This is a genomic window from Haloferula helveola (assembly GCF_037076345.1).
Classification (GTDB): Bacteria; Verrucomicrobiota; Verrucomicrobiia; order Verrucomicrobiales; family Akkermansiaceae; genus Haloferula; species Haloferula helveola.
In genome coordinates this window covers 1,126,625-1,150,398 of the sequence record NZ_AP024702.1, presented here as the reverse complement: position 1 = coordinate 1,150,398, position 23,774 = coordinate 1,126,625, and the positions used below count along the sequence as shown (strand labels likewise).

Genomic DNA, 23,774 nt, shown 5'->3' with positions numbered 1-23,774 from the left:
ATCCCGAACCGGGATGGAGTCACCCTGTTCGAAGTCATGGACGGACTGCGTTGGGATATTCCGGCGAGAAATGTAAAATAAACTAGACATGGTCTAATGTATGGTTTATTTTACACTGATGAACGCGGACCATCCGACTGGCATTGATAGCAAAGCAGCGATGGAGAAGGTGGCGTGGTTGGAGTTGTTGATCTCCATGACTGCAATCGTAGTTACCCTTTTCCTGATCCCGTTCCTTGGCCATGGGGCTTCGGCAGGTTTCGTATTGCTGGGGGGTGTGGCGTGCAGTTTCTTTTTTCTAAGGAGCCGAACCACGAGGACGATCATGGATGAGCGGGATCGGGAAATCGAGCGACTGGCAACTCGCCGTGGGCTTGAGTTCGCGTGGTGGGTCTTGCTTCTGGCGATGATCGTGATCGTTCTCTGGCCACGGAATGGTGAGAACGGCGGGTTTGTTCCCAAATCAACGATCAACTGGTTGATCTGGAGCCAATTCGCACTGTTTTTCGGAGCCAAGGGTCTGACGGGCGTCATTCTTTACAGGAGGCAAGCCCATGCCTCGTAAGCTGGAACCGGGAATCAGAAATCGAATCAAGGAGTTCCGTGCATCCGAAGAGGGGATGACCCAGCAGTTTTTGGCGGATCACGTCGGAGTGACCCGGCAAACCATCGTGGCTCTGGAGGCGGAAGGATATACGCCGTCGCTGACACTCGCGTTGAGAATTGCGCAGTTGTTCGGAAAGAGCGTCGAAGAGGTTTTCTGGATTGATGAGTAGAACGGGCCAGCTCCGCTCAAGCTCCTGCTTTCGGGGAGCGCGTTGAAGGGAACACTGCATGTCATGCGCCACGTCCTTCCGTCTTGCCGCGGTCCTGCGTGGAGGTGAGCCTCCGACGATGATGAAAGCCCTTGAGTTGGTGGCGGCGTCGCGGCTGGAGGTCGTCGAGCGGCCGGTTCCCGAGCCCGGCCCGGGCGAGCTGCGGATCGCGGTGAGGGCCTGCGGGATTTGTGGCAGTGATCTGCACGGGATGGACGGCAGCAGCGGCCGGCGCATCCCGCCGGTGATCATGGGTCACGAGGCAAGCGGGGTGGTGGATGGAGTTGGCGAGGGAGCCGGTGATTGGAAACAGGGTGAGCGGGTGACCTTCGACTCGACCGTGTGGTGCGGCGAGTGCGGCTTCTGCCGGGAGGGCCGCGTGAACCTTTGCGACCGACGTCAGGTGGTTGGCGTGTCGTGCGGCGAGTTTCATCGTGACGGTGCCTTTGCCGAGTATGTGGTGGTCCCGGAGCGGATCGTGCATCGCCTGCCGGACGGGCTGTCCTTTGCCGATGCCGCTTTCGCCGAGCCGGTGGGTGTGGCGCTGCACGCGGCGAAGCGTGCGGGTGGCCTCACCGGAAAGTCCGTGCTGGTCGTGGGTGCCGGATTGATCGGCTTGCTTGTGGTCCAAGCGTCGAAGCGGGCGGGGGCCGAGCGGGTGGTGGCGGTGGATCTGGATGCGGATCGCCTGGCGCTGGCCATCGAGCTGGGCGCGGACGGGGCGTCGCCGCCGGATGCGCTTCAAGAGAGCGATTTTGATGTGGCCTTCGAAGTGGTCGGCGTGGGGCTCACGGTCGGACTGGCCGTGAAGTCGGTGAGGAAGGGAGGTCGCGTGGTGCTGGTCGGAAACCTGTCGCCAGAGGTGCCGCTGCCGTTGCAGGCAGTGGTGACGCGCGAGCTCGATGTGCTCGGAAGCTGCGCGATTGCCGGCGAGTACCCCGAAGCGCTGGCGGCGATCGCTGATGGTTCGATTCGGGTGCGGCCCTTGGTTTCCGGAGTGCATCCGATCGAGACAGGCGTCGAGGCATTCGCAGAAGCTGCGCGCAAGGGCGCATTGAAAGTGCTGATCGCGCCTGCGCGAGGAGAGGAAGACTGAGCGATGAGTGGATTCGATCTGACAGGCAAGGTGGCACTCGTGACGGGAGCGAGTCGCGGGCTGGGAAAGGGTTTTGCATTGGCACTGGCGCGGGCCGGAGCGGACGTGGTGGTGACGGCACGTAATGCGGACGATCTCAAGGACACGGTTTCGGAAGTCGGGGCCCTCGGCCGTCGTGCCTGGCCGGTGGAGCTCGAAGTGCGCGAGCAGGCAAGCATCGAGTCGGCGATGGAAGCTGCGTGGAGCGCAGCGGGAAAGATTGACATTCTCGTGAACAACGCCGGTTGCAACGTGCGCAAGCCGGCCTTGGACGTCACGTGGGACGACTGGAACACGGTGCTCGATACCAACCTGCGTGGCGTCTTCTTCGTGGCCCAGGCCTGCGCGCGGCGGATGGTCGGGCATGCTTACGGGCGGATCATCAACATCGGCTCCGTGACCTGCGTGAGCGGCTACGCCGGACTCGGTCCCTACGGCGCGAGCCGGGGTGGAGTGAAGCAATTGACGATGAGCCTGGCCGACGACTGGGGGAAGTACGGCGTTACGGTGAATTGTCTGGCGCCCGGGTGGTTCAAAACGGCCCAGAACGCGGTGATGTATGAGGACGAAACGTGGGTCGAGTATCTGACCGAGAAGATCCCGCTGAAGCGCCCCGGTGCGCCGGGTGATCTCGATGGCGCCCTCGTTTTCCTTGCCAGTGATGCGAGCGCCTACGTGACCGGGCAGACCCTGCTGGTGGACGGCGGGATTTCCGTCGGCGCGGTCCAGGCCGTGCCGGCACGCGGTGCAAACCCAACAAAGGCCGATTCCTGATGACGGCCGTGCTGCTTTCCGATCACCCGCTGATCGCCGTTGCCGGAGCGATCGGCCTGCTGCTGGTGCTGATCCTTTGGCTTCGCTGGCAGGCCTTCGTCGCGCTGCTGGTCTCGAGTCTGGTGTTCGCCGTTGCGGTGGGCATGCCGGTCGATGAGATCCCGGCTTCGATCGTCGGCGGTATGGGCGGCGCGCTGGGGCTGGTGGCGACCTTGGTCGGCCTCGGTGCGGTCTTCGGAGCGATGCTTGAGCACTCGGGCGGGGCCCGCGCGCTGGCGAACTGGATGATCCGCCTGACCGGACCGAAAGGGGCGCCGTGGGCGTTGATGGTCGCGGGCTTTCTTATCTCGATTCCGGTGTTTCTCGACACCGCGTTGGTGATCCTGTGCCCGCTGTTGTTCGCCCTCGCGCGCAGCCAGCGCAAACCGGCTTTCTATTTCGGCCTGCCGCTGCTGGCGGGATTGGCGGTGACCCACTCGTTCGTGCCGCCGACTCCGGGGCCGATCATCGTGGCCGAGTATCTTGGCGTTTCATTGGGGCCGGTGATCCTCGCGGGCATCGTCTGCGGGTTGCCGGGTGCGATCCTGGCGGGTCCCCTGTTTGCGAAGTGGATCGTGCCACGTCTAAAGCTCGGAGTTCCGGAGCCGATCGAGGACGAAGAGGAAGCGCCCGCGGATCGAACGATGGCGTGGATCACCCTGACGCTGATCCTTGCACCGATCGCGCTGATCCTCGCGGCGTCCTTGGCGGACCTGAAGCTCGGGAGCGAGAACCGCGGAGCGTGGCATGCGGCGCTCGCCTTCGTCGGTCATCCGATTGTAGCCTTGGTGCTGTCGACGCTCGCCTCGATGGCGGTGATGACTTTCCGGATGAAAGCAAACCGCCAGGCGATCCAGGAGATGGCGACCAAGGCGCTCGGCCCGGCGGGCATCATCATTCTCGTCACCGGGGCGGGGGGTGTCTTCAAGCAAATCCTCGTCGACAGCGGTGCCGGCCGCAAGTTGGCCGAAAGCATGTCCGCGCTGCCGATCGGCTACGTCGCACTCGCGTGGTTGCTCACGGCGGTGATTCGGGTGAGTCAGGGATCGGCGACGGTGGCGATGACCGCCGGGGCCGCCCTGATGGCGCCGCTCGTCGAGAATGCCGACCTCAGCCCGATGCGCCTCGCCCTGCTGGTGGCGGCGATTGCCGCCGGTGCCACGACCGCTTCCCATGTGAACGACAGCGGCTTCTGGATGATCAGCCGCTACCTGCAACTGACCGAGAAACAGACCCTCAAGTCGTGGACGGTCGCCGAGACCATCATCTCCGTGGTCGGCCTCGGTATGGCGCTCTTGCTCTGGGGCTTTGTTTGAAGCACGGAGTGCAGGGCGGGAAGGGTTGCAGTCTTTCTTGGCGTGCCTCCGATTCTGAGGTGTCGGGGTTTTTGACGAATCTTGTGAGCGGTGACTCGCACAGCGACGGGCCGCTCCCATCTCAGTAGAGCAACTCCACGACGTAGAACCGAAGCGGGTTGGATGAGACGTCGCCTTCGGTCACGTTCCACGTTTGATCGGTCTCGGAGGCCGGTATGATGCCAAGCGAGATCGGGAAGCCGGACGAAAGGTCGGCGCCGGCTTTAACCCGGTAGCGTTTTCCGGCCACAGCTTCGAACACCAGGACGATGCTGTTTCCTTCGCGTCGGATTTCCTTGATGCGCAGGACGCTGTTCGGATCCGTGGGGTCGGTGCCGGCTTGATACTCCTCGAGGTTGGTTTGGCCATCCTTGTCGGTGTCGAGATTCGGGTCGCCTGCGGTGGGGCCGCCGAAATAGAGCTGTTCGAATTCGTTCGGCATGCCGTCGGTGTCGCTGTCGACCAGGACCGTGAAGCTGGTGTTGCTCGTGGTCATGCCGGTGCCGGTGGTGACCTTGATCGGTCCGGTACTCGCACCGGCCGGGATGGTGACCACGATGCGATTGTCGGTCTCGACAACAAAACCCGCGGCGACGCCGTTGACGGTGACGGAGGTGGTGCCGGTGAACTTCGCGCCATGGATGGTGACGCTGCTCCCGACGAGGCCGCTGGAGGGAAGGAAGCCGGAAATGGCAAGAGGCGGGGTTTGGGCTCCGACGGCGATCGGGGCGGAGAACTCGCTGGTGTTGCCGTTGGCATCGGTCGCGGTGGCGACGACAAGGTCGTTCACCGCCAATGCTACGGGTGGGTTGGCGACCGTTGTCCGCTGCAGCCCGCTGCCGAAATCGCCTGACGTGAAGGTGTCGGCACCGAGAGAAGTCCGGCCCTCACCCCCACCATCGGCCAGAAAGAACTCGACCCGCAGCGGGTACGCCGAATTCGCCGCGGAAGAGGGGACCCGATAGGAAAAGGTGGCCGTGTTGCTCCCGCTGTCGTAGCCGGCGCCGCTCAGGAGCGGGTAGTTCTGCAGGTTGTGCGGACCGGCGTCGGGGTCGTTCGCGTCGTTCGGCGTGATGCCGTCGAAATTCAGATCGATGCCGATGGAGCTGTTGGAGTGAATCGAATTGGCGCGGATCGGGTTGCCCTGCGAGGTGCCGGCCACAATGATGCCCCGGTCGCCATTGAAGGCAATCCGGTTGGCAGCGCCGGGTGCGGCGCCCCCGATGGTGTTGTCGTTGCCATTGAGAATGAACATGCCGTCGTAGAAGTTCCCGATCGGGGCACCGTTGACATCGGGACCGATGAAGTTGCCTTGGATCCGGTTGTCGTCGGCGCCGGAAATCGCGACGCCTTCCTCACCGTTTCCGGAGATGATGTTGCGTGCCGCGGAGTCGGTGCCGCCGATGGTGTTGTCGGGGGATTGAAGGATGAAGACGCCGCTGCCGAGATTCCAGACCGGCGCCGTGCCGGCCAAGTTGGTGCCGATGTAGTTGCCCTGCACCACATTGCCGCTCCCGGGTGTTTCAAGCAGGATGCCGGCATCGCCGTTGCCGGAAATCACGTTGCGAGCGCCGGCCTCGGTGCCGCCGATCGTATTGTTCGAGCTGAGCACCGCGATCCCGTCATCGAGGTTGTACAACGGGGCCGTGCCGGTGGCATTGGGACCGATGCGGTTGCCCTGCACCAGCGTGCCGCTGGCACCGAGAAAGATCTGGATGCCGTCGTCGCCATTGCCCGAGATCAGGTTTCCGGCGCCGGCGGCTGTGCCACCGATGACGTTGCCCGGGGCCTCCGCGATCGCGATTCCATCGCCGAAGTTGCCGACCGCCGTGTTGCCGGCGGCATCGGTGCCGATGTAGTTGCCCTGCACCAGATTGTTGCCTCCGGAGACCCCGGAGATCGTGATGCCCTGGCCGCTCGCGGTGCCGGTCTGACCGTTGCCGGAAATCACGTTCCGTGCCGCGGCCGTGGTGCCGCCGATGACGGTGCCCGGAGAATTGCTCAGTGACACGCCCGCATCCTGATTGCCCAGCGCGCCTGTGCCGGCCGCATTGAGGCCGATGTAGTTGCCTTGGATGACGTTGCCCGTCGTGTCGAACAGGTCCACACCATCATCGGCGTTGCCGGAGATCACATTCCGCGCGCCGGCCGCCGTGCCGCCGATCGTATTGTCGGGGGCAACCGAGAAATTCAGGCCGGTGCCACCGTTGCCCAGCGCGGCCGTGCCGGCGGCATTGGTGCCGATGTAGTTGCCCTGCACCAGCGTGCCTCCCGAGACCGCTCCGGTAACCAACACGCCGTTGGCGCCGTTGCCGGAGATGACGTTGCGCGCGCCCGTGGTCGTTCCGCCAATCGTGGTGTTGGGGCCGCCCTGGATGACGATGCCATGGCTGGTGTTGCCCAACGCGGAGGTGCCGGCGGCATTCGTGCCGACGTGATTGCCCCGGATGACGTTGCCGGCCGATGTGTTTTCCACGGCAATGAGGGCGATCCCCACGCTGTTGCCCGAGATGACGTTGCGCGCAGCGGTTGTGCTGCCGCCGATGGTGTTGCTGGAACAATCGAGCACGAACACGCCGGTGCCGCCATTGGGCATGGCCGCGGTGCCATCCGCATTCGTTCCGATGAAGTTGCCCTCGAGCGTGTTGCCGCCGTTGAGCGCCAGGACGATGCCGTGGTTGTCGAACTGATTGATGGCCAGCGCCCGCACCGTGCTGGCGCCGCCCTGTAGCACCAGACCGTCGGTGAGAGCGCCGGCTCCGGCGCCATTCAGCACCACGCGTGGCAACCGCGTGGCCGTGCTGAATCCGGGTTGGGTGGTGCCGTCGATGATCACGGGATCGTCGCAGAGCGGCAGTGGGGCAAGCAGGTTGATCGTGTGTACCCCGCCACCCGGGATGTTGAAGGAAATGGTGTCCAGGCCGGGGTTGGCATTGGCCCCCATGATCGCAGAACGCAGCGAGCCGCCGCCACTGTCCGAGGTCGAGCTCACGACAAAGTTCGCGGCGTAAGCCATTGCGGGGGCGAGGAAGGCGACGCATCCGAATAGGGATGCACGGAGAACGAATTGCTTGGATCGTTTTGCGGACATGGGGATTGTCGCCTCGGGGGCTCAGTTCGAACTCGCTGACAACGGCGGGATTCTTCGGCCCATCCCGTCACCGCAGCCACAGCATCCCGGCTCGCTCGGACGGGGTAAGGGGGGAGGGGGACGAACGGACACGTTCACGATGAGGCCACCGCAAATCGGCAGTTTCGTCAAGGATGCAACGGGCTCGGGCAAGGAGCACTTTTTCGTGTCACGAAACTGTTGAATGGCCCTTCCCGGGGACGGTTTTCAGATTTGAGATTTGGACTGGAAGCGGGTTCGGCCTTGGCGCGAACCGGCCTCGGTTTCTTGAGAGTTGTCCCGAGAAAGCACGTCAACTTCGGAACGCTTGGAAGATTTGGGCAAATGGCATTGATATGATTCGGACCGGCCAGGCTTCCGAGCGATCCCGTACATTCCCCAACCCATGAAACCCTGCCTGATTCCTGTTCTGATCGTCTGCTGCACGCTGGGAGTCCGGGCCGCCGGGCCGATGAACGTCCTCTTCATCGCCCTCGACGACCTGAATAACTATCCGGCGATGATGGGGAACTACCCGGGCGTGAAAACGCCCCACATGGATGCCTTTGCCAAGAGCGCGCTCCGCTTCGACCGTGCCTACAGCCCGGGCACCATGTGTAACCCGTCGAGACTCGCGATCCTGAGCGGTATCGCGCCCTACCGCTCCGGTGTTTACGAGAATGGTCACCCTTGGGAGAGGAATCCGCTCTTCGACTCGGTGCGCACCATCCCGCAGTTGTTCCGCGAGTCCGGCTTCCACACAATGACTTCGGGGAAAATCTTCCACGGGCATCCGTCGAAGCCCCGCCTGAAGCTCATGTGGGACGACGCCGACGGCGGGGCCGGCAGGTTCGCTCCGGCTGCCAAGCCCAACCCGATTCCCGACTCGGTGAAGAAGCCCGGGCTCTTTTCCTATGGATCCGTGGAAGAGGAGAGGGTCAGCGATTTCCGGCTTCTCGACTTTGCCCGCAAGCGCATGGCCGCGAAATACGACAAGCCGTTCTTCTATGCTCACGGCATCCGCTACCCGCACAACCCGTGGACCGTGCCCCAACGTTTTCTCGATCTCTATCCCGAGGACTCGTTGCGATTCCCGCCGCCAGGCTATCGCGAGGGTGACCTCGACGACATGCCAGCGGTCGCTAAGGACTACGCCGCCTATCCGGTGAACCGTGCCGCGCTGGAGAAAGCCGGGCACTGGAAGCCCGTCGTCCGACATTACCTTGCTTCCGTCAGCGCCGCTGACGAGTGCTTCGGCGAAGTCATCAAGGCTCTCGACCGAAGCGAGCACGGGGACAACACCATCGTCGTGGTCTGGGCCGATCATGGCTTCCACATGGGTGAGAAGGACCACTTCGCGAAATACGGGCTATGGGAACAGACGACCAACGTCCTGTTCATGATCCGCGTGCCCGGTCTGACCCAAGCGGGCGGTGTGTCAAAGCGGACCGTCAGCCTGCAGGATATCTATCCCACGCTGATCGAACTTGCCGGACTCGAAGCACCGGGACACCCGATCGATGGACGCAGTCTCGTCCCGCTGTTGAAGAACCCGCAGGCCGACTGGCCGTATCCCGCGCTCACCACCCATCATCACAATGACTACGCGGTGCGTTCGGAAGATTGGCGCTACATTCGCTACCACGACGGCAGTGAGGAGCTCTACGACCATCGAAAGGATCCCGGGGAATTCACCAACCTCGCGGGCGATCCGCGGTTTGCCGATGTGAAAAGGGATCTCGCCAAGCGGTTTCCTGACAAGAGCGTCGAGCCGATGAAGGGCAAGAAGGCGCGCGATTGATCGCGTCCGCAGGTGAAAGGGGTACGTGGGGAATGCCTATCGAAGGTGTGCCTTGAGTTCCGGCACGATCGCCACCAACTCGGGCACGATCAGCGCTGCGATGGCCTTGCCGCCCTTGGCGTTGAAGTGGGTGCTGTCGCCTTCTTTGAAGTCGTAGGTGTGGCTTTCCTCGGGCCCGATCCGGTTGTGATGCTCCATGCTGATGTGGTGGAGGTCGATGAAGTTGACCTCCATCCGTTTGGCGGTGGTCCCGGCAGCTTTGGCATACTCGGTGAGGCTGGCGTTGAAGGTGAACTTGGGCGTTTTGGCGATCCCCTGGACGATCTGGCCATCTTCGTCAAAAGTGCGCCGCACCACGGAGCTCAGGACGATGGGCGTCACCTCCGCTGCCTGGACTCGTTCGATGTAGGACTTCAGCTTGGCCGAGTAGGCCTGGGTGTCGTAGCGCTTCTGGTCGTTGTGACCGAACTGGATGAGCACGTAGTCGGGCTTGAGTGCCAGCAGCTTGTCCAGGCGCTTCGAGAGGCTGTCGAGGGTCGCGCCGTTGACGGCGTGGTTGTGGACTTCCACTCCGTCCGCGAAGCATTTGGCGAAAGCCGGGCCCCAGCCGGATTGTTGGGCCACGGTCGAATCTCCGATCAGCCCGATCTTGATGGGCGCATCGGCATGCAGAATGCCCAAGGTGACCCACATCATGCAAAGAAGGCGCTTCATTACCAAACGATGAAGGTTCGCTGCCCGAGCGCAAGCCGTTGATGCCTGCCGGTTCGGCTTTCGGGATCAACGATCGACCGCAAAGAAACGGATCGGGTGCATTCCGTTGTTGGAGCCGGCTGGCGTGGAGCGACGGATGGAGCCCTGCTCGAGTTTCATCCGTTTCTCGAGGGCCTGAAAGGGGGCTTCGAGATCGAACTTCGAGAAGTCGGGTTCGAGGGCGTCGAAGGCCACCGAGACGCCATGAAGTGGGTCGTGCATTCGGGAGTTTCCCCAGTCCACCGCTTTCCCATCGACGATCTCCTCGACCTTGAAGTCCAGGCCGACCTTCATTCCAAGGCGTTCACCGGTCAGCGGCCCGGCAGGACCCTCGATCTCGATCCTGTCTCCCCGACGCTCGGCAACGAATGCCAGAGACACCGGTTCCAATGCCCACTCCAAGCCTTCAAGCGGGCCGGGCTGACCACCCTTCTCGCCGAGATAGATCCGGGCCGTCGCCAGCACATGCACGATCGCCATCCGATGCGGTCCTCTGGACGGTGCTCGCCCATTGTCGGTCATGACGCTGATCTGAGATCGCATATCATAGAACCACTGAATTTCCCGGTCTCCGGCCTCGAAGGGATAACTCGAGTCCGGACCGAAGCTCTCCCGCATCACGCATTGGCCCGGCGTTGTGTCGTGGTCGAGGTTCTGGGAGTTGATGAACATCCCTCCCCGGTCCTGCACCTCCGCCGCGTGGGAACGGTTCAGCATGCTTCCACCCAGGAGTGCTCCGCCGGTCAGGAGAAACGCGCGGCGGTTGGCCGGAGTCAGCGGGTCATTCATTCCTATTCCATACTCGACAGGACCACCTGACACAACATCACGTGCGACGAATCTCTCGATCTACTCCACGGGAAGAAACTGGACCGCGTCGATGATAACGTGGCCGTCGGTGTCCCGATTGCTGAGGATGACCTTGGTCTCGCCTCCCAGCATGAGACGGCCAATCGGCTGGAAGGTGCCTTGAGCCGGTTTCCGGCGCTGGTTCAGGGTGAACTGTTCCCGTTCCCGGCCCGTGACCACGGTTACCGGCACGTTCGTGGCGCGGTTTTCAAGAGCCGTGTAGCCGATCCGGATCTCGTATTCACCGGGCTCCAGTTCGGCGGTGAACGTGGCCATGGCCGAGCCGTCGCCTTTGGCGCCGTCGTGTTGATAGCCGCGATGGACGCCCGCGGCGATGTTGGAACGGGTCCAGTTTCCCTCGCGGACCGCCTTCTCATCGTCGATCACGATGCCCTTCAGCGACTTCAGTCCGACGAAGTCACCGGGTCTTTGGTCCTCGAGCACCTGCTTGTCGGCGACGAGGCGTTCGTGCAGGACTTCGTAAGGCAGGTCCTGCACGGCGAGCTTGCGGTCGAGGCTGAGGCAGGCGGCGGTGGCGGCCGACTGGCCGAGGATCATGAAGACCGGCTCCATCCGGATCGAGCCGTAGGCGATGTGGGAGGATGAAACGCAGACCGGGACGAGGAGGTTCTCGCATTCCTCTTTTTTCGGAACAATGGCGCCGTAGTCGATCGGGTAGGGACCACCGGGATTGATCTGAATGTCCCCCTCGTTGCGGGCGTGGCCGTGCTCGTCGACGTAGCGCTGCACGTGGTGCGAATCCATGTTGTAGGAGCCCATGCCCACCGGGCGGGGAGTGGGCTTGAGCCGCCGGAGGTGGTTCTCGGTGATCACGAAGTCGCTGATCATGCGTCGCGCCTCGCGGATGTAGAGTTGGTGAGGCCAGTGGCCGTTGTCGATAAACTCGTCCTTGGCGAGTCCCCACTGGTTGATCCGCTGCTGGATGTCCTTCGGCACGCGCGGGTCGTTGGCGAGAAACCACAGCCAGCCTTTCTGGTAGGTTTCGTGCTCCGCGATGATCTCGGCGCGACGTTCATAGCTGCCCTCGGGGTAGTCGTAGTTGTAGCCGATGTTGTCGAAAGAGAAGCCACCGTGGTTGTTGGTGTCGGTCTTCCGGTTGGGAAGCGGGTCGAACTTGTTGAAGACGCCTATCCAGCCGGCCTGCAGGTAGCGGAGGCCGAGCTCGTACTGGAGCGGATCGTAGCCGTCGGGCTTCGGCCAGGGCATGCGGTTCTCGGGATGGTTCGTCATGCAGGTCCGGAAGCAGTAGGCCTGCATGCGGTGGTCGGGGCCTCCTTCCTCGCCGGGGGGATTCCCATGGATACGCGGAAGGAGGCCGGAGGACGGGTCGCCGGGTTTCACGTAGGGGTCGACCGGCTTATCGAATTGGTGGGATCGGGCTCGCCGGGTTTGCACGCCGTTGAGGGTTTCGCCGTACTTCGCGTTTCCTTCACGTCCGACCGTGAAGCCGACCCCGGCGGAGTCGAGCAGGTCGCCTTCGTAGGTCGCGTCGATGAACATCCGGGCCTCCCACGTCTTGCCCGAGAGTGTCGAGATGGAAACGATCCGGCCGTCCTGTTTGCGGACTCCTTTCTTCCGGTCGAGCCACTCATCGCGGTGCACGGGAATCTCGTATTCCTTCACGAGGTCCTCGAAGATCCCTTCCGCGACGTGAGGTTCGAAAAGCCACATGGTGTCCTCGGGGAAGGTCGTGTCGCTGTCGAGAAAGCCGCGTGAGCCGTAGTCCGCGCGGGTCTGCCAGTTCCATGCGGAGTCCTCGTCGTAGTGGTCGCGGACCCGGGCATAAAACTCGCGCGAGATCCCGCCGATGACGTGTTTCTTGCCCGAATCAGTCCAGCCGAGCCCTCCTGAGCTCAGGCCGCCGAGATGTTTGTCCGGGCAGACCACCACGACCGTCTTTCCCATTCGCTTCGCCTGCACCGCGGCGCTGATGCCGGCGGAAGTGCCGCCATAGACAAGGAGGTCGTGTGTTTCGGCCACGAGGGGGAGGGTTGTCGTGACGAGAGCAAGGCAAAGGGACCGGGTCATCGGAACCACTACGATACCGGCCGGCCGGAACTTCCGGCCCGGCAGGGGTGCGGCTGTCGGTGCCGCGCTCATCCTGCCGAAACCCTCCGGCATGACGCCTGCTGCAAAGGGCGCCGGGTGCCGAAAGAATTCTGACAGAGGTCGATCATGGTGCCGTAATGGAGCGATGAGCAGGCGCAACAACGCTGGTCTTAGCTCGTTTGAACACCATGCACCCGATGCGATCCTTCTCCGCCAGCCTCCTGATTGCCGGACTATGCTCCGTGGCCCCGGGTGCGGAGCCGGCAGGAGGTGCGGACTACGAGTTCAAGGTCCCTCCGCATGCCGAGGAGCTGCTCGATATCTACTGCTACGAGTGCCATGACTCCGGGCTGAAGAAGGGCGGCATCCGGTTCGATAATCTGGGGGACCTGAACCAAGGAGCGAGGCTGGACCTGCTGAACAACGCGCTGGAGCAGGTCTACAGCGGCGAGATGCCGCCGAAGGATGGCGACCAGCCGACCGATGAGGAGCGAGAGAAACTCGCACAGTGGATCTGGGGCGAATTGAAGGTCTTCAACGCCTCGAAGCTCGAGGACAAGCTGCGCTACTACAAGTACGGCAACTACGTCGATCACGACCAACTCTTCAGTGGCGAGATCGGGGAGGCACCTTTCACGAAAGCCCGGCGCTGGCGCATCAATGAGCTGATCTACCAAGAGCGGGTCAATGACGTGCTGGAACTGGAAGGGCGCGCCCGGCAAAGCGCCTTCTACGGGGTCGTGAAGCCCTTCAACCTGCCGCAGGAATCCGGCGTCCGCTACTACGACACCGAAATTGTGGAGGGCGGGCAGTTCCTCACTTTGATGTCCAATGCCAAGTGGATCGTCGACAAGCAACTGCGCCAGGCGCTGTTGGAGAGCGGGCATTTCCAATACCCTGAGGACTACCAAAGCGTTCTGGATAAGAAGGTGCAGGGGAAGGAAGCGGGTCAGATCCTCCGGAAGTACCCGGACGAAAAGTGGAACCTGAAAACGACTCCAGAGCCCTTCACCCGGGTGGTGATGGAAGAGGGCGAGTCATCCGACGAGATTCTCTCGGGGGCGATCACGCATCAATTCCGGGTCGCGCTGCAGCGTGATCCCGACGCGGCGGAGCTTGCCGAGTATCTGGCCTTCATGCGGGAGACGATCCGGGTTGGCGACAAGGTCAGCGCGCTGAAGAAGATGATGGTCTCCGTTCTCATGGAGCCGGAGTTCCTTTACCGAAATGAGTTCGGTGGCGGCGAGGCGGACGAGCACGGTCGCAGGATGCTCACACCCCGCGAGGGCAGTTATGCCATCGCTTACGCCCTGACAGACCGGATTCCCGACCCGGCCCTCGTGGAAGCCGCCCATTCCGGCAAGCTCAACGAGAGGGTAGACTACGAGCGCGAGGTGCGTCGCCTGTTGGCGGATGAATCCATCGAAAAACCGCGCATCCTGAGGTTCTTCCAAGACTACTTCGGCTACACCAAGATCTACGATGTCTTCAAGGACGAGGAGCGCTTCGTCGGCGCCTACAATCCGCACCGGGTGGTCTCGACGAGCTACATCTACCGGGTTCCCGGAAAGGTCTCGAAGGAGGCCGACCTGCTCGTGCAGTGGGTGCTCGAACGGGACAAGGATGTCTTCGAAACGCTCCTGACGACCGACAAGTTCTTCGTTCACCACAGTGGCGACAACGAGGAGATGCGCAAGCGGACGGAGCAGGCACAGATCTTTTACTCGAATCTGCGGAAGATCTGGGTGGGCACCCGTGGACGGGACAAGAAGGACTACGCGAAGATCGTTGAGGAGCTGGGGCTCTCCAACGGCTACCTTGGTCCCGCGAAGGATGGTAAAAAGAGGAGCTTCAACCGGAAGTTCGGCATCGACATGGAGATGGCGGAGACAATTTTCGGGAAGGACGGATCGCGGCGGAAGGACTCGGATGCAACGTATCCGCCGCTGCTCGGCGAGGCGGTCGATCACTCGCCGAAGATGTACAATTTCGACTACACGCTCTGGGACTACCCGGTGGAGCAGCCGTTCAAGGTGGAAAACCGCATCGGCATGCTGACGCATCCGGCGTGGTTGGTGGCGCATTCCCACAATGCCGCCACGGATCCGATCCTGCGGGGCAAGTGGGTGCGGGAGAAGTTGCTGGGCGGCTTCGTGCGCGACGTGCCGATTACCGTCGATGCCAAGGTCCCGGAGGATCCCCACAGCACCCTGCGCGAGCGGTTCGCCGTCACCGAGGAGAGCAAGTGCTGGCAGTGCCACGAGAAGATGAACCCGCTCGGATATCCGTTTGAGAGCTACGACGACTTCGGGCGCTTCCGCACCGAGGAGGCGATTGAGTACCCCGAGAACATCCTCGAGACCGAGCGGGTGATCGCGCGTAGCGAGCACGGTACGATGACCCGCATGATGGTGAATCACTACAAGACCAAGCCGGTCGATCCGTCCGGCTACCTCGAGGGGACGGGTGACGAATCCCTCGACGGCCCGGTGAAGGACGTGCCGGACATGATCAACCGTCTCGCCAAGTCCGACCGGGTGAGGCAGGTTTTCATCCGCAACGTCTTCCGCTATTTCATGGGCCGCAACGAAACGCCCGCCGACTCCAAGACCCTCATCGCAGCCGACAAGGCCTACCTCGACAGCGGCGGCAGCTTCCGGGAGCTGATGGTTTCGATCCTTACCTCCGACTCGTTCATCTACCGCAAATAGACCACGCCATGCACAATCGAAGAGATTTCATCAGAACCACTACCGCCGGCTTGTTCGGCATGGCGGGTTTGTCGTCGATTCCGCAACTGAAGGCGGCGGTCGGTGGCAGCAGTTCCTCGTCGGTGAGCGCGGGCGTTCCGCGTTTCATCTTCCTGCGCAAGAGCAACGGCACCTTTCCGAGCGAGCTCGTGCCGGTCTCGCTCAGCGCCGCCGACCGCAGGAGGGAGGAGAACAAGGAGGCACTCGACCTCGATCTCGACCGGCACGAGCTGCCGGAGTGGATGGAGCCGATCATCGACCACAAGGACGACCTCACCCTGCTGCAGGGCCTTTCGGCCAAGATGTGCACCATGGGCCACTCGACGTATCAGTCGCCGCTGGCGGTTTCACGATCCGCGGAGCGGGTCGCGACCATCACCCGCGCCTCGGTGGATGTGGAGCTGGGACGCATGTTCACCTCTCCCTTCGAGCACATCGAGCTGACCAGCGCCCACGACCAGAAAGGCGTGGTGCGCGGGATGTCGTCGATCGGTCCCATGCAGCCGAACTACGCCTTCGCCTCACCGGGCGCGGCCTACAAGAACCTGTTCGCCGCGGGGTTGGAGAAGACCAACGATGACAAGGCCGAGGACAACCTGAACCGTTTCCTTTCCGGCAAGATCGCGTCCTACGACAACCGGACGCTCGACATGATCGAGTCCCAGAAGATCGGCAACTACGCGGATTCGGTGGATACGCTCATCGAGCGGAACAAGCTGCTTGAGACGATGTCTGCCAGGATCGCGGCCAATGTTCCCGAGATCGAACAACGCATTCTCAATGACGAGTACACCCGTACGGAGCAGCACTTCGCGTTCGCGGACATCCTCGTGTCATCCCTTCGCGCCGGGCTGACCAACGTCGCGACCTTCACGCTCGACGATCTCTCGACCCCTTACGATGACCTCGTCGACGCCGTCATCCGGCTTCACGATGTCGGTCACAACAAGGACATGGGCGGCGTGCCGGCGATCGAATGCCGCAAGGCGGTGCGGACCCACCACATGAAGGTCATCAACCGGATCGTCGCCCAGCTCAAGGCGTCTCCCGAGGGCAACGGCACGATGTTCGACAACACGATGATCCTTTATCTCCCGGAGAACGGCGAGACGCACCACAGCGTCGGCAGCGAGGTGCCCTTCATGATCCTCGCCGGAGGAAACGTGAAGCTCAGCATGGCCCGCCGTCGCTACATCCGGCTTCCGAACTACAACGACGAGGGCCACAAGACCCTGGGCAACTGGTACACCACGATCCTCAACGCCTACGGCAACGACATCAAACACTACGGTGACTTCGACGTCGCGCTGAAGGTCGACCAGGAAGGACCGATCCGCCACTTCCTGTCCTAAGAAACCGGGGGCATCTCGGTCTTCGGGCCGGAGTCAGGTGATCCGGGCTTTGCCCGGGGGTGGCACGTTTCTTTGCCTGCCCCTGTAACCTGCCTCGGCTTTTTCGGATTACACGACTGCGAACCTTCCGTTCGCTTGAACTCGTCGTAGTCCCGAAAACCATGAAAAGCCGGATTCTTCCCGTTCTCCTTGGGCTTTGCTGCCTAGGCAGCCTTGCTTCCGCCTCCGAATACTTCCGGCCGCCGAATCTCGAGAAGAAGCTCTTCGAGACCGACAAGATCACGATCGATGAGAGGGGTTTCGACAAGTGGGCCTTGAAGGGAGTGGTCGCGGATCTGGTTTCGGTCGCCCGCGACTTCGACGAAGAGGACGGTGTCGATTTTGATCTGCGATCCAACGCCCTGGCGATCGCATCACGGCTCGATCCGGCGAATGCCAAAATCAAGAGCACGTTGGATCAGTTGAAGGAACGCGGGAAGACGGTCTCCGAGAGGGCGAAGAAGGAGAGCGTCGGGCGCCGCCTGAACGACTGCGTCGGGCGTATGCGGGGGATGAGGAGAGGTGTGCTGATGAAGAAGTCGGACGGCAAGTTGATCGAACCCGGCCCCGACCGTCTTACATGTGCTGCCTACATCGCGAATATCGCCGAGAGGCTGGATCCGGGCGCCGATCTTGCGCTTGAACTCAAAGGGCACATCGCGGAACTCGCCGGAGCGGGCTACAAGCCAGACTGGTCCGGGATGCTTCTCGATCCCGAGCGCCCGCCCGGTGAGAGGGGACCCAAACCGCGTGACTGGGAGATCGCGATGCCCGGGGGGACGGCGGAAAAGTTTGCCCGGAATTCCAGCACTGTGACCGGGCTGATGGTTCGCCAGCTTGGTCGGGGCAAGCTCGCCGGACAGGCTTCGGAAGTGAATGCCACGGCGCTGCCGAAGGAAGGGCTGGACGGGCTCGCTTTCACCTTCAACCAACCGGTTGGAACCCAGATGGGCGGATGCCTGGAAGAAGTGATCAAGTTCCTCAGGGTCCGCTACGAGGTCGGTCAGCCCGAACTCGTTCCGGATGGCTACGAAGTCGAACTCGGCTTCGGCAACAAGTTCCAACCGAAGGACGGACCCTCCGGCGCCGTGGCCTTCGCACTTCTCATCGACTCGCTTTTCTCGGGGGAAGAGGTCGATCCGAATTTCGCCTGCACCGGCGACATGACCGCGGACGGGCGCGTCCAGAAGATCGGCGGTGCCGCCGCCAAGATCCGTGGTGCCGCGGTCAAGATCCGGGGCGCCGCCGACAAGGGACTGCCGATTGTCGGCATCCCGATCGGCAACCGCGACGAGATGCGCGACGTCCTTTTGCTCGATGGTATCGATCCTTTGGTTGGCATCCAGATCTTCACGCTTGAGGACTTCGAGGAAGCCCGCGACATCTCACGGATGGAGAAGAAGGGCGAGGTGACGCGAGCCTTGGCAGCCTTTGAAGAAGTGGCGAAAGACTTGAAGCCCGGCGACCGGAAGGCCAATGCCACCTTGCTCGCGGACGCCGGAATCCGGAAACGCCTCGAGAGGGTGGTGGAACTGATGCCGAACCATCTATCGGCAAGGCTCCTTCTGGAGTCGGGGAGGGGCACGCTGCCGAAAACCCTCACGGTGAGGGGAACGCTGCAGCAGATTGAAATCGTGACCGCCGGCACGTTCGAAAATGCCGGCCGGCAGGTCTTCAGGGCAAAGTTCGGGGGTGATCCCAGCGAATTCGGTTTCGATTCGGGGAGCGCGTCCGATGCCAAGGATGCCATGGCGGAACTGGAGACATTGGAGAAGTTCGTCGATCCCGCAGTCAAAGACTACCTCGCCGCGGCGAAGCTGCTCTGCCAGGCGGTAGCCGATGGCCCCGGTGAAGACGAGAAGCCGGCTGCATACGGCAAACGCGTCGAACGCTTGATGGCTCGGGTTGCTGAAACGCTCAGTGGCGTCGCTTCGTGAATCGCCAAGGGTATCGAATCCGCGTGGAGGCTCGGAGAGCCCGACGCTCGGCGGCCTGAACTTCGCGTTCGTTGGGCACGTCGCGATGCTGGTCCGGGCAAGCCTGCTATTCGCTCTTGGAGTAGTCGTTCCAGTGCTTCTCGATGACGTCCTGATCCAACGCTTTCGAAGTGATCAGATAGCGATAGCGGGAGGTGTAATCTTCGCCGGGAGAAATCTTGAATGGTCCGTCGACCATCGGGGCGAAGCAAAAGTAGGGCTTGTCGGGATGGATGCGGACGTGCTGCGGCGCGCGGAAGTTCTCCGGGCTGCCGAAGACGGTGGCCGAGACCTCCTGGCCGCCAATTTCACCCGTGAAAGAGACCCAGTCGGTTCGGGTGTGGTTCCCGTCCCGGCGGTCTTTTCCTTCACGTGTCAGATAGCGAACATCGCCGGGTTGAAGGCTTGGGTCACCTTTGTCCCTGAGCCACTCGGCATTGCCGCGGAATGCCATGCCGCCGTAGTGATACTTCGGCAAGTGGAGCGGTTTGTCCGTGGCGCATCGCTGGACGCTTTCGACATCGAAAAGAAAGTGGTCTTCCGGTGTTTGGTAAACGGTGACCGTCCAGATTTCGTGAAGCACATCGATGGATTCTTCGCCTTCCGGCACCGTGAAGGCATGCTTCACTTGAAACGACACCTTACGGTCCTCCCGTTTCACGTCCAGAACCTCACGGAACTCGACTCGCCCAAGTTCCTTCGCCTGATTCCAGAAATCGATCTCCTTCCCATCGAACTTGGTCTTGGTCCAAGCGAGGAAGAGTGCGTGCTGATGGGGGTGGTCGGCCGGAAAGTCGCCCGTCACCTCCTGTCCGGTGGGGGCGTAGACCGGGTGGATGTAAGCACTCCTCCGGAAGTGGGGATCCATGCCCTCGGGCACCGGCTTCTCCGTCTTGATGTAGTTCAGCACCGGTTTGTCCCGCAGCGTGATGAGGATCGCGTCGTCGGTTTCGGTGAGCTTCAGATCACCCCCGTGCGCCAGTAGCGGGATCAGAAACGCGAAGAGGTGAGCGGGCAAACTGGCGGGTTTCATGGTGGGTTTTGCGGGAAGAGGGTGATGGGAGCGAATGACAGGTGGCGGATCAAAGCTGCTGCCAACCCCGGTTACGAACCGATCACCGTTTTTCTTCGGAGACCGGTCTCAGGATTTCTTCGGATTCTGCCGCGAAGTATCGAATAGGATCTCGATCATCTTCGTTTCATCCTCTATCACAGGGGTATTCGGTGTGCTCCTGTGGATGCGCATCCCTTCATCCCCAAAGCCATGCAGGACCGAGTTCAGACCGTGGGCGAAGCCCGGTGCCGATTGTTGCGCCGGCGGAATCTGAGGAACTCCTTTCTGCTCTCCGCGGCGCTCGGGTTGACGGCTGCCTTCGTGCTGCTCGGAATCCGCTACGCGCTTGAGCCGACGATGCCGGGGTTGGTGGTGGTGGCGACCGCCGAAGACCCCGACCGGCCTGACAGTTCTCCACAGAAGATCAAGCGGTCCGACTCGTATGCGTTCCAGCGGCCGAGTGCTCCTCGTCAGCCGCCCGGGGGCAGTGCGAACGTCGTGCGTGCCGCGACCTTTGGCGATGTCCCGCTGCCGGAGTCCGGGCCGGAGTCGATGCTCACGGAGTGGATCGGCAGCCAGGACCTCGGAGACTTTGGAGAAGGAGTCGAGATTATCGGAGGCGCCGGCGGGAGCACGTTCTTCGGTATCCGGCGCCAGGCCAACCGCTTCGCTTTCGTCGTCGATGTTTCCGGCTCGATGAGCGAGGGCAGTGGTGGACTGCTGCCGAGCCCGGTCAGCCGGATCGAAGCCCTCCGCAAGCAGATGCACGATTCGATCTCGGCGATGCCGGACACCTGCCAGTTTGCCATCGTGTTCTTCAACGAGGGCTACTGGGGGGTCGATGGCAACCAGGGCATTTCCGGAGGAAAGGGGTCGGGTCGGATCGATTGGATCCAGGCCACCGACGAGAACAAGTTCAAGGCGCTCAAGTGCATCGAGAACATGAGTCCGGGCGGCGGCACCGAGTGGATCGGTGCGCTGTCCGAAGCCGTGAAACTCGATCCAAGGCCCGAGGTGCTTTACCTCCTCTCGGACGGAGAGCCGTCCGACTGGAAGGATGTGAAGCAGCGGATGGCTTTCCTCGCCGCCAGTGGCATCGCCATCGATACCGTCGCGCTTGAGTGCGATCCCGGCGGTGCAAGCCGTCTCCGCGAACTCGCACTGAAGACCGGAGGAAGCTACCGACGCATCGAGCGCGGGAAAGTCACCGACCGCATCGACACGGCCGGGGTCGCTCCTGTGATCCCTGAGCTTCCCGGGCCCTGACGTCGTGCCCTGCTTGGACTTACGGCCCTGATCAAGCGGGCTGGAGCTTCCGCGTCAGAGATGCAAGTCGATGTTTGCCGACCCCAATCCAGCTGACGCCCGGATGTGTATTCTACGCCTCAGGTGCTGAGGTCGGTGTCTTCCCACTTCACGCCCTTGGACAGGGCCCAGGTCAGGGCATGGCGTTTCTCATGAATAATTCCACCGTGCATTACCGGATGGAAACCGCTGGGCACGCTGCCCTCTTTGCCGGTTTGGGCGGAACGCACCGCGTTGTGGGCGCCATAGAACAGATCCTCCAGTTGGACGACTTCGTTCAGAGGGCGCACCTTGAGGTCCTTGAGAAACTTGGCCTTTCCAGTCCCGGCCGGAGAGAGAAAGGTCCAGATGGCGGAAATGCCTTCGGAGTCGATCTGCGGCTGATAGACGTCCGGCATCTCCTCAAAACCGAGAACCCAAGCCAGCGCCCACATGTTTTCGATTTTCCAGCCAACGCTGTCGGTGAATTTTTCCGAAGCCTGGTCTCGCGGGGTATCAAGAATATCCCGTTCGGTATCGGTCAGGCTCTCCCGGAGCTTCCATGTATCGAGGAATGCCTGTGCGTTCTTGGATGGCAATTGGTCTTCGCTCAGCACCACCCAGCAAACCGTCGCATAGCTGCAGAGCAGTCGATCGAGGATTTCCTCCGTAGGGCGCAACTGGTCACCCACTCCCGTTCGTCTTTTCCACGTAGGTAGCCAGTTGGCAGCCTTGAATCCTTCGAACCTGAGGATCGCGGTCGATGTCAGCCTGTAGCGTTCGCCGAGCGGATCTTTGTCCACTCCTTCGCGAGCCGTCGGGTCTGCACCGGAGTCTTTAGTCTTCTCGTCAGGATTCTCGGTCACCCGCTTCATCGTGACCGTCATTCCTTCCGCGTCCCGGAGAACTACCGTGTCTTTCGCTACCGACACTTGCTCATAGACATCCACTTCCTTGAGCAATTCGGGAGTCATGGCGTCGAACTCCTCCCGACCCATCTCCTCGAGCAGTGAGGAGAAAAGGTCGATCTCCATCGAACTGATCCGCGAGTGGAGCTTGCCTTCCTTGATCTCCCAGGTGCCAGCATCGAGCCCGCCGGTCGTGATCGCCCTCAGCTCTTGCTCGGGCAGGATGAGGAGGTCGATACCTGTGCTCGAATAGGTCCCGTCGCCGCGGTAAACACAGCGGGTCTCGGTCAGATTGCTGAACTCTTCGCCGACTTTGCCTTTCGAAATGACATCCCATGTCCCCGTCAGGTCCGCGGGTTCCAATGCGTGGGCGGTGACCATCACGCCGAAAAATGCCACCTTGAAGCGCGTGTGATTCATGTCCGGAGGCTAGCCGGAGGCACCGGGGCGTCAAAGCCTCAAGGGGCCGGAAGGATCGTTCGAATTCGACATCCACCGCCTGCGCCTGCCCGAAGGGGGTGGCCCCGCCCGCCTATTTCCCTCGGGGTTATACTCAGTTTCCCGGTTTCGAACCAGGCGGGGATTTGATGAACGCTTCGAAGCCGTCGAAGTGGAATTTGGGGTTTTCGAAAAGCAGGCGGTAGCGCTGCATGAGGTGCTGCTTCTCCTTATCCTCCTTATCCTCCTCCGTATTCTTCCGCTGTATGACCTTGACCTCCGGCTTGGTGGTCCGGAAGCGATACGCGCGGAGCAACAGGCTGCGGATCGCGTAGTCTTCCGGAGGGAGGGAATAGCCGACGAAGACCCATCGATGTGCTGCCCTGAGCGCCTCATAGGCGGCGTTCCATACCTCGCTCAACCCGAGCTCGCTGACATCTCTCACGAACGACGGGGCAACGATGACCGGTTTCAAAGGGGTGATCCCACAGTAGTCGCAGCGGTTCAGCTTGCTCCTTGGATAGAGGAACGGTCGCCACGACACATCACCCAGCGGGTTCAGAAACGAGCATTTGCAGACCGCACACCGCAGCAGGTTCAAGGAGCCATGCAGCTTGTAGAGCCCCACTTTCGAATCCAAGGGTCGAGTCGCGAGCGGCGAGTGGCTGGCGAAGGGAATCCGGTAGGTGAATCCGTGATCGATCCGGGCGGCGACTTCGTGGGAATCCACTGAGCCGGAGGCGCCCGAACCGGTTGCCTCATAGAGCAGCCCCTCGATGGACAGGTCGTAGTTTGTGGACACCACCGTCGATTCGTTCGTCCGGCCGGGATCGGACGGGTAGAGCGAGTCGACGAACTTCCTGAGCAGCTTCGGTGGCGAATTCCTTCGGTACGGAGGGCGTAGCGCGTCGACAATGCCTTGCTCAAGGCGGAGCCGCAGCCTCTGGTGTGAACTCATTTCCGAATCATCGATAAAGACGGGCGTGTCCGTGACGATCGCGTTGTTGAGGAGTGTCAGGAGATCGGTGATGAGCGGCATGTCTCTCTCCGGCTGGCGCCAAAGTGCCGGGAACAACTTCTCCAGCAGTTCCTTGAGCTCCTTCTTCGATGCGGAGACGGGGCCGCTCGTGCCCCTGGCCAGGACCTTTTTGCCGCGCTGGACGATCTTCGGGAGGATTTCCGATGTGATCGGGTATCCGAAAGCTTTCGAAGCTCCTGCCCCGAGAAAGTAGGTGGTTCTTGTCATGGTGAGGGAAGTTGGCCCTAGAGCAAT

General features: G+C 61.9%; 17 protein-coding genes. 10 read left to right on the top strand and 7 right to left on the bottom strand.

Annotated features, from left to right (window positions below; translation table 11 throughout):
- Positions 1–118: 118 nt before the first annotated feature.
- The 5 genes from HAHE_RS03990 (at position 119) to HAHE_RS03970 (ending at position 4,079) form a co-directional block, all read left to right on the top strand.
- Positions 119–565: a hypothetical protein gene (locus tag HAHE_RS03990; RefSeq protein WP_338688806.1), complete on the top strand. Its 447-nt coding sequence runs from the start codon at positions 119–121 to the stop codon at positions 563–565.
- Complete coding sequence (locus HAHE_RS03985) at positions 555–776, top strand: helix-turn-helix transcriptional regulator (RefSeq protein ID WP_338688805.1); 222 nt, start codon at positions 555–557, stop codon at positions 774–776. Before HAHE_RS03990 ends, HAHE_RS03985 begins: the two co-directional genes overlap by 11 nt.
- A gap of 118 nt (positions 777–894) precedes the next feature.
- The gene (locus HAHE_RS03980; RefSeq protein WP_338688804.1) at positions 895–1,911 is read left to right on the top strand and encodes a zinc-dependent alcohol dehydrogenase; all 1,017 of its coding nucleotides are present in this window, start codon (positions 895–897) and stop codon (positions 1,909–1,911) included.
- A 3-nt stretch (positions 1,912–1,914) separates the two neighbouring features.
- Positions 1,915–2,724: a glucose 1-dehydrogenase gene (locus HAHE_RS03975; RefSeq protein WP_338688803.1), complete on the top strand. Its 810-nt coding sequence runs from the start codon at positions 1,915–1,917 to the stop codon at positions 2,722–2,724.
- Positions 2,724–4,079, top strand: coding sequence for a gluconate:H+ symporter (locus HAHE_RS03970; RefSeq protein WP_338688802.1), 1,356 nt, complete (start codon positions 2,724–2,726; stop codon positions 4,077–4,079). Before HAHE_RS03975 ends, HAHE_RS03970 begins: the two co-directional genes overlap by 1 nt.
- A gap of 121 nt (positions 4,080–4,200) precedes the next feature.
- On the opposite strand, the gene HAHE_RS03965 is transcribed toward HAHE_RS03970, so the two are convergent.
- On the bottom strand, positions 4,201–7,134 hold the full coding sequence (locus tag HAHE_RS03965) for a hypothetical protein (RefSeq protein WP_338688801.1): 2,934 nt from the start codon (positions 7,132–7,134) through the stop codon (positions 4,201–4,203).
- Positions 7,135–7,633: 499 nt separating this feature from the next.
- On the opposite strand from HAHE_RS03965, the gene HAHE_RS03960 reads away from it, so the two are divergent.
- Positions 7,634–9,028, top strand: coding sequence for a sulfatase (locus tag HAHE_RS03960; protein WP_338688800.1), 1,395 nt, complete (start codon positions 7,634–7,636; stop codon positions 9,026–9,028).
- A gap of 36 nt (positions 9,029–9,064) precedes the next feature.
- Here HAHE_RS03960 and HAHE_RS03955 read toward each other — a convergent pair whose 3' ends face one another.
- From HAHE_RS03955 to HAHE_RS03945, 3 genes are all read right to left on the bottom strand, one after another.
- Complete coding sequence (locus HAHE_RS03955; protein WP_338688799.1) at positions 9,065–9,742, bottom strand: rhamnogalacturonan acetylesterase; 678 nt, start codon at positions 9,740–9,742, stop codon at positions 9,065–9,067.
- A gap of 66 nt (positions 9,743–9,808) precedes the next feature.
- Positions 9,809–10,570 (bottom strand): hypothetical protein, encoded by a 762-nt coding sequence (locus HAHE_RS03950; RefSeq protein ID WP_338688798.1) that lies wholly within the window; start codon positions 10,568–10,570, stop codon positions 9,809–9,811.
- Positions 10,571–10,630: 60 nt separating this feature from the next.
- A complete protein-coding gene (locus HAHE_RS03945) occupies positions 10,631–12,631 on the bottom strand; it encodes an FAD-dependent oxidoreductase (RefSeq protein ID WP_338688796.1) in 2,001 nt (666 codons plus the stop codon).
- A gap of 266 nt (positions 12,632–12,897) precedes the next feature.
- Between HAHE_RS03945 and HAHE_RS03940 the strand changes: the two genes are divergently transcribed.
- The 3 genes from HAHE_RS03940 to HAHE_RS03930 all read left to right on the top strand — a co-directional run bounded on the left by HAHE_RS03940 (position 12,898) and on the right by HAHE_RS03930 (position 18,778).
- The gene (locus tag HAHE_RS03940; RefSeq protein ID WP_338688795.1) at positions 12,898–15,411 is read left to right on the top strand and encodes a DUF1588 domain-containing protein; all 2,514 of its coding nucleotides are present in this window, start codon (positions 12,898–12,900) and stop codon (positions 15,409–15,411) included.
- 8 nt (positions 15,412–15,419) lie between these two features.
- Complete coding sequence (locus tag HAHE_RS03935; protein WP_338688793.1) at positions 15,420–16,802, top strand: DUF1552 domain-containing protein; 1,383 nt, start codon at positions 15,420–15,422, stop codon at positions 16,800–16,802.
- Positions 16,803–16,963: 161 nt separating this feature from the next.
- Positions 16,964–18,778: a S16 family serine protease gene (locus HAHE_RS03930; protein ID WP_338688792.1), complete on the top strand. Its 1,815-nt coding sequence runs from the start codon at positions 16,964–16,966 to the stop codon at positions 18,776–18,778.
- Positions 18,779–18,884: 106 nt separating this feature from the next.
- Here HAHE_RS03930 and HAHE_RS03925 read toward each other — a convergent pair whose 3' ends face one another.
- Positions 18,885–19,850 carry a PmoA family protein gene (locus HAHE_RS03925; protein WP_338688791.1) on the bottom strand — a complete coding sequence of 322 codons (966 nt, stop codon included), beginning with the start codon at positions 19,848–19,850 and terminating at the stop codon, positions 18,885–18,887.
- Between the two features lie 231 nt (positions 19,851–20,081).
- Here HAHE_RS03925 and HAHE_RS03920 point away from each other — a divergent pair, with 231 nt between their 5' ends.
- Positions 20,082–21,137, top strand: coding sequence for a hypothetical protein (locus tag HAHE_RS03920; RefSeq protein WP_338688790.1), 1,056 nt, complete (start codon positions 20,082–20,084; stop codon positions 21,135–21,137).
- A 119-nt stretch (positions 21,138–21,256) separates the two neighbouring features.
- Here HAHE_RS03920 and HAHE_RS03915 read toward each other — a convergent pair whose 3' ends face one another.
- Together HAHE_RS03915 and HAHE_RS03910 are read right to left on the bottom strand one after the other, a co-directional pair.
- Complete coding sequence (locus HAHE_RS03915) at positions 21,257–22,483, bottom strand: DUF4272 domain-containing protein (RefSeq protein ID WP_338688788.1); 1,227 nt, start codon at positions 22,481–22,483, stop codon at positions 21,257–21,259.
- Between the two features lie 133 nt (positions 22,484–22,616).
- On the bottom strand, positions 22,617–23,747 hold the full coding sequence (locus HAHE_RS03910) for a hypothetical protein (protein WP_338688786.1): 1,131 nt from the start codon (positions 23,745–23,747) through the stop codon (positions 22,617–22,619).
- Between the last annotated feature and the right edge of the window lie 27 nt (positions 23,748–23,774).

What these genes read in the sequence shown, in the direction of transcription:
- HAHE_RS03990 (WP_338688806.1), top strand. Translation starts at nt 119, where the DNA reads ATGAACGCGGACCATCCGACTGGCATTGATAGCAAAGCAGCGATGGAG.
- HAHE_RS03985 (WP_338688805.1), top strand. Translation starts at nt 555, where the DNA reads ATGCCTCGTAAGCTGGAACCGGGAATCAGAAATCGAATCAAGGAGTTC.
- HAHE_RS03980 (WP_338688804.1), top strand. Translation starts at nt 895, where the DNA reads ATGATGAAAGCCCTTGAGTTGGTGGCGGCGTCGCGGCTGGAGGTCGTC.
- HAHE_RS03975 (WP_338688803.1), top strand. Translation starts at nt 1,915, where the DNA reads ATGAGTGGATTCGATCTGACAGGCAAGGTGGCACTCGTGACGGGAGCG.
- HAHE_RS03970 (WP_338688802.1), top strand. Translation starts at nt 2,724, where the DNA reads ATGACGGCCGTGCTGCTTTCCGATCACCCGCTGATCGCCGTTGCCGGA.
- HAHE_RS03965 (WP_338688801.1), bottom strand. Translation starts at nt 7,134, where the DNA reads ATGGCTTACGCCGCGAACTTTGTCGTGAGCTCGACCTCGGACAGTGGC.
- HAHE_RS03960 (WP_338688800.1), top strand. Translation starts at nt 7,634, where the DNA reads ATGAAACCCTGCCTGATTCCTGTTCTGATCGTCTGCTGCACGCTGGGA.
- HAHE_RS03955 (WP_338688799.1), bottom strand. Translation starts at nt 9,742, where the DNA reads ATGAAGCGCCTTCTTTGCATGATGTGGGTCACCTTGGGCATTCTGCAT.
- HAHE_RS03950 (WP_338688798.1), bottom strand. Translation starts at nt 10,570, where the DNA reads ATGAATGACCCGCTGACTCCGGCCAACCGCCGCGCGTTTCTCCTGACC.
- HAHE_RS03940 (WP_338688795.1), top strand. Translation starts at nt 12,898, where the DNA reads ATGCGATCCTTCTCCGCCAGCCTCCTGATTGCCGGACTATGCTCCGTG.
- HAHE_RS03935 (WP_338688793.1), top strand. Translation starts at nt 15,420, where the DNA reads ATGCACAATCGAAGAGATTTCATCAGAACCACTACCGCCGGCTTGTTC.
- HAHE_RS03930 (WP_338688792.1), top strand. Translation starts at nt 16,964, where the DNA reads ATGAAAAGCCGGATTCTTCCCGTTCTCCTTGGGCTTTGCTGCCTAGGC.
- HAHE_RS03925 (WP_338688791.1), bottom strand. Translation starts at nt 19,850, where the DNA reads ATGAAACCCGCCAGTTTGCCCGCTCACCTCTTCGCGTTTCTGATCCCG.
- HAHE_RS03920 (WP_338688790.1), top strand. Translation starts at nt 20,082, where the DNA reads ATGCAGGACCGAGTTCAGACCGTGGGCGAAGCCCGGTGCCGATTGTTG.
- HAHE_RS03915 (WP_338688788.1), bottom strand. Translation starts at nt 22,483, where the DNA reads ATGAATCACACGCGCTTCAAGGTGGCATTTTTCGGCGTGATGGTCACC.
- HAHE_RS03910 (WP_338688786.1), bottom strand. Translation starts at nt 23,747, where the DNA reads ATGACAAGAACCACCTACTTTCTCGGGGCAGGAGCTTCGAAAGCTTTC.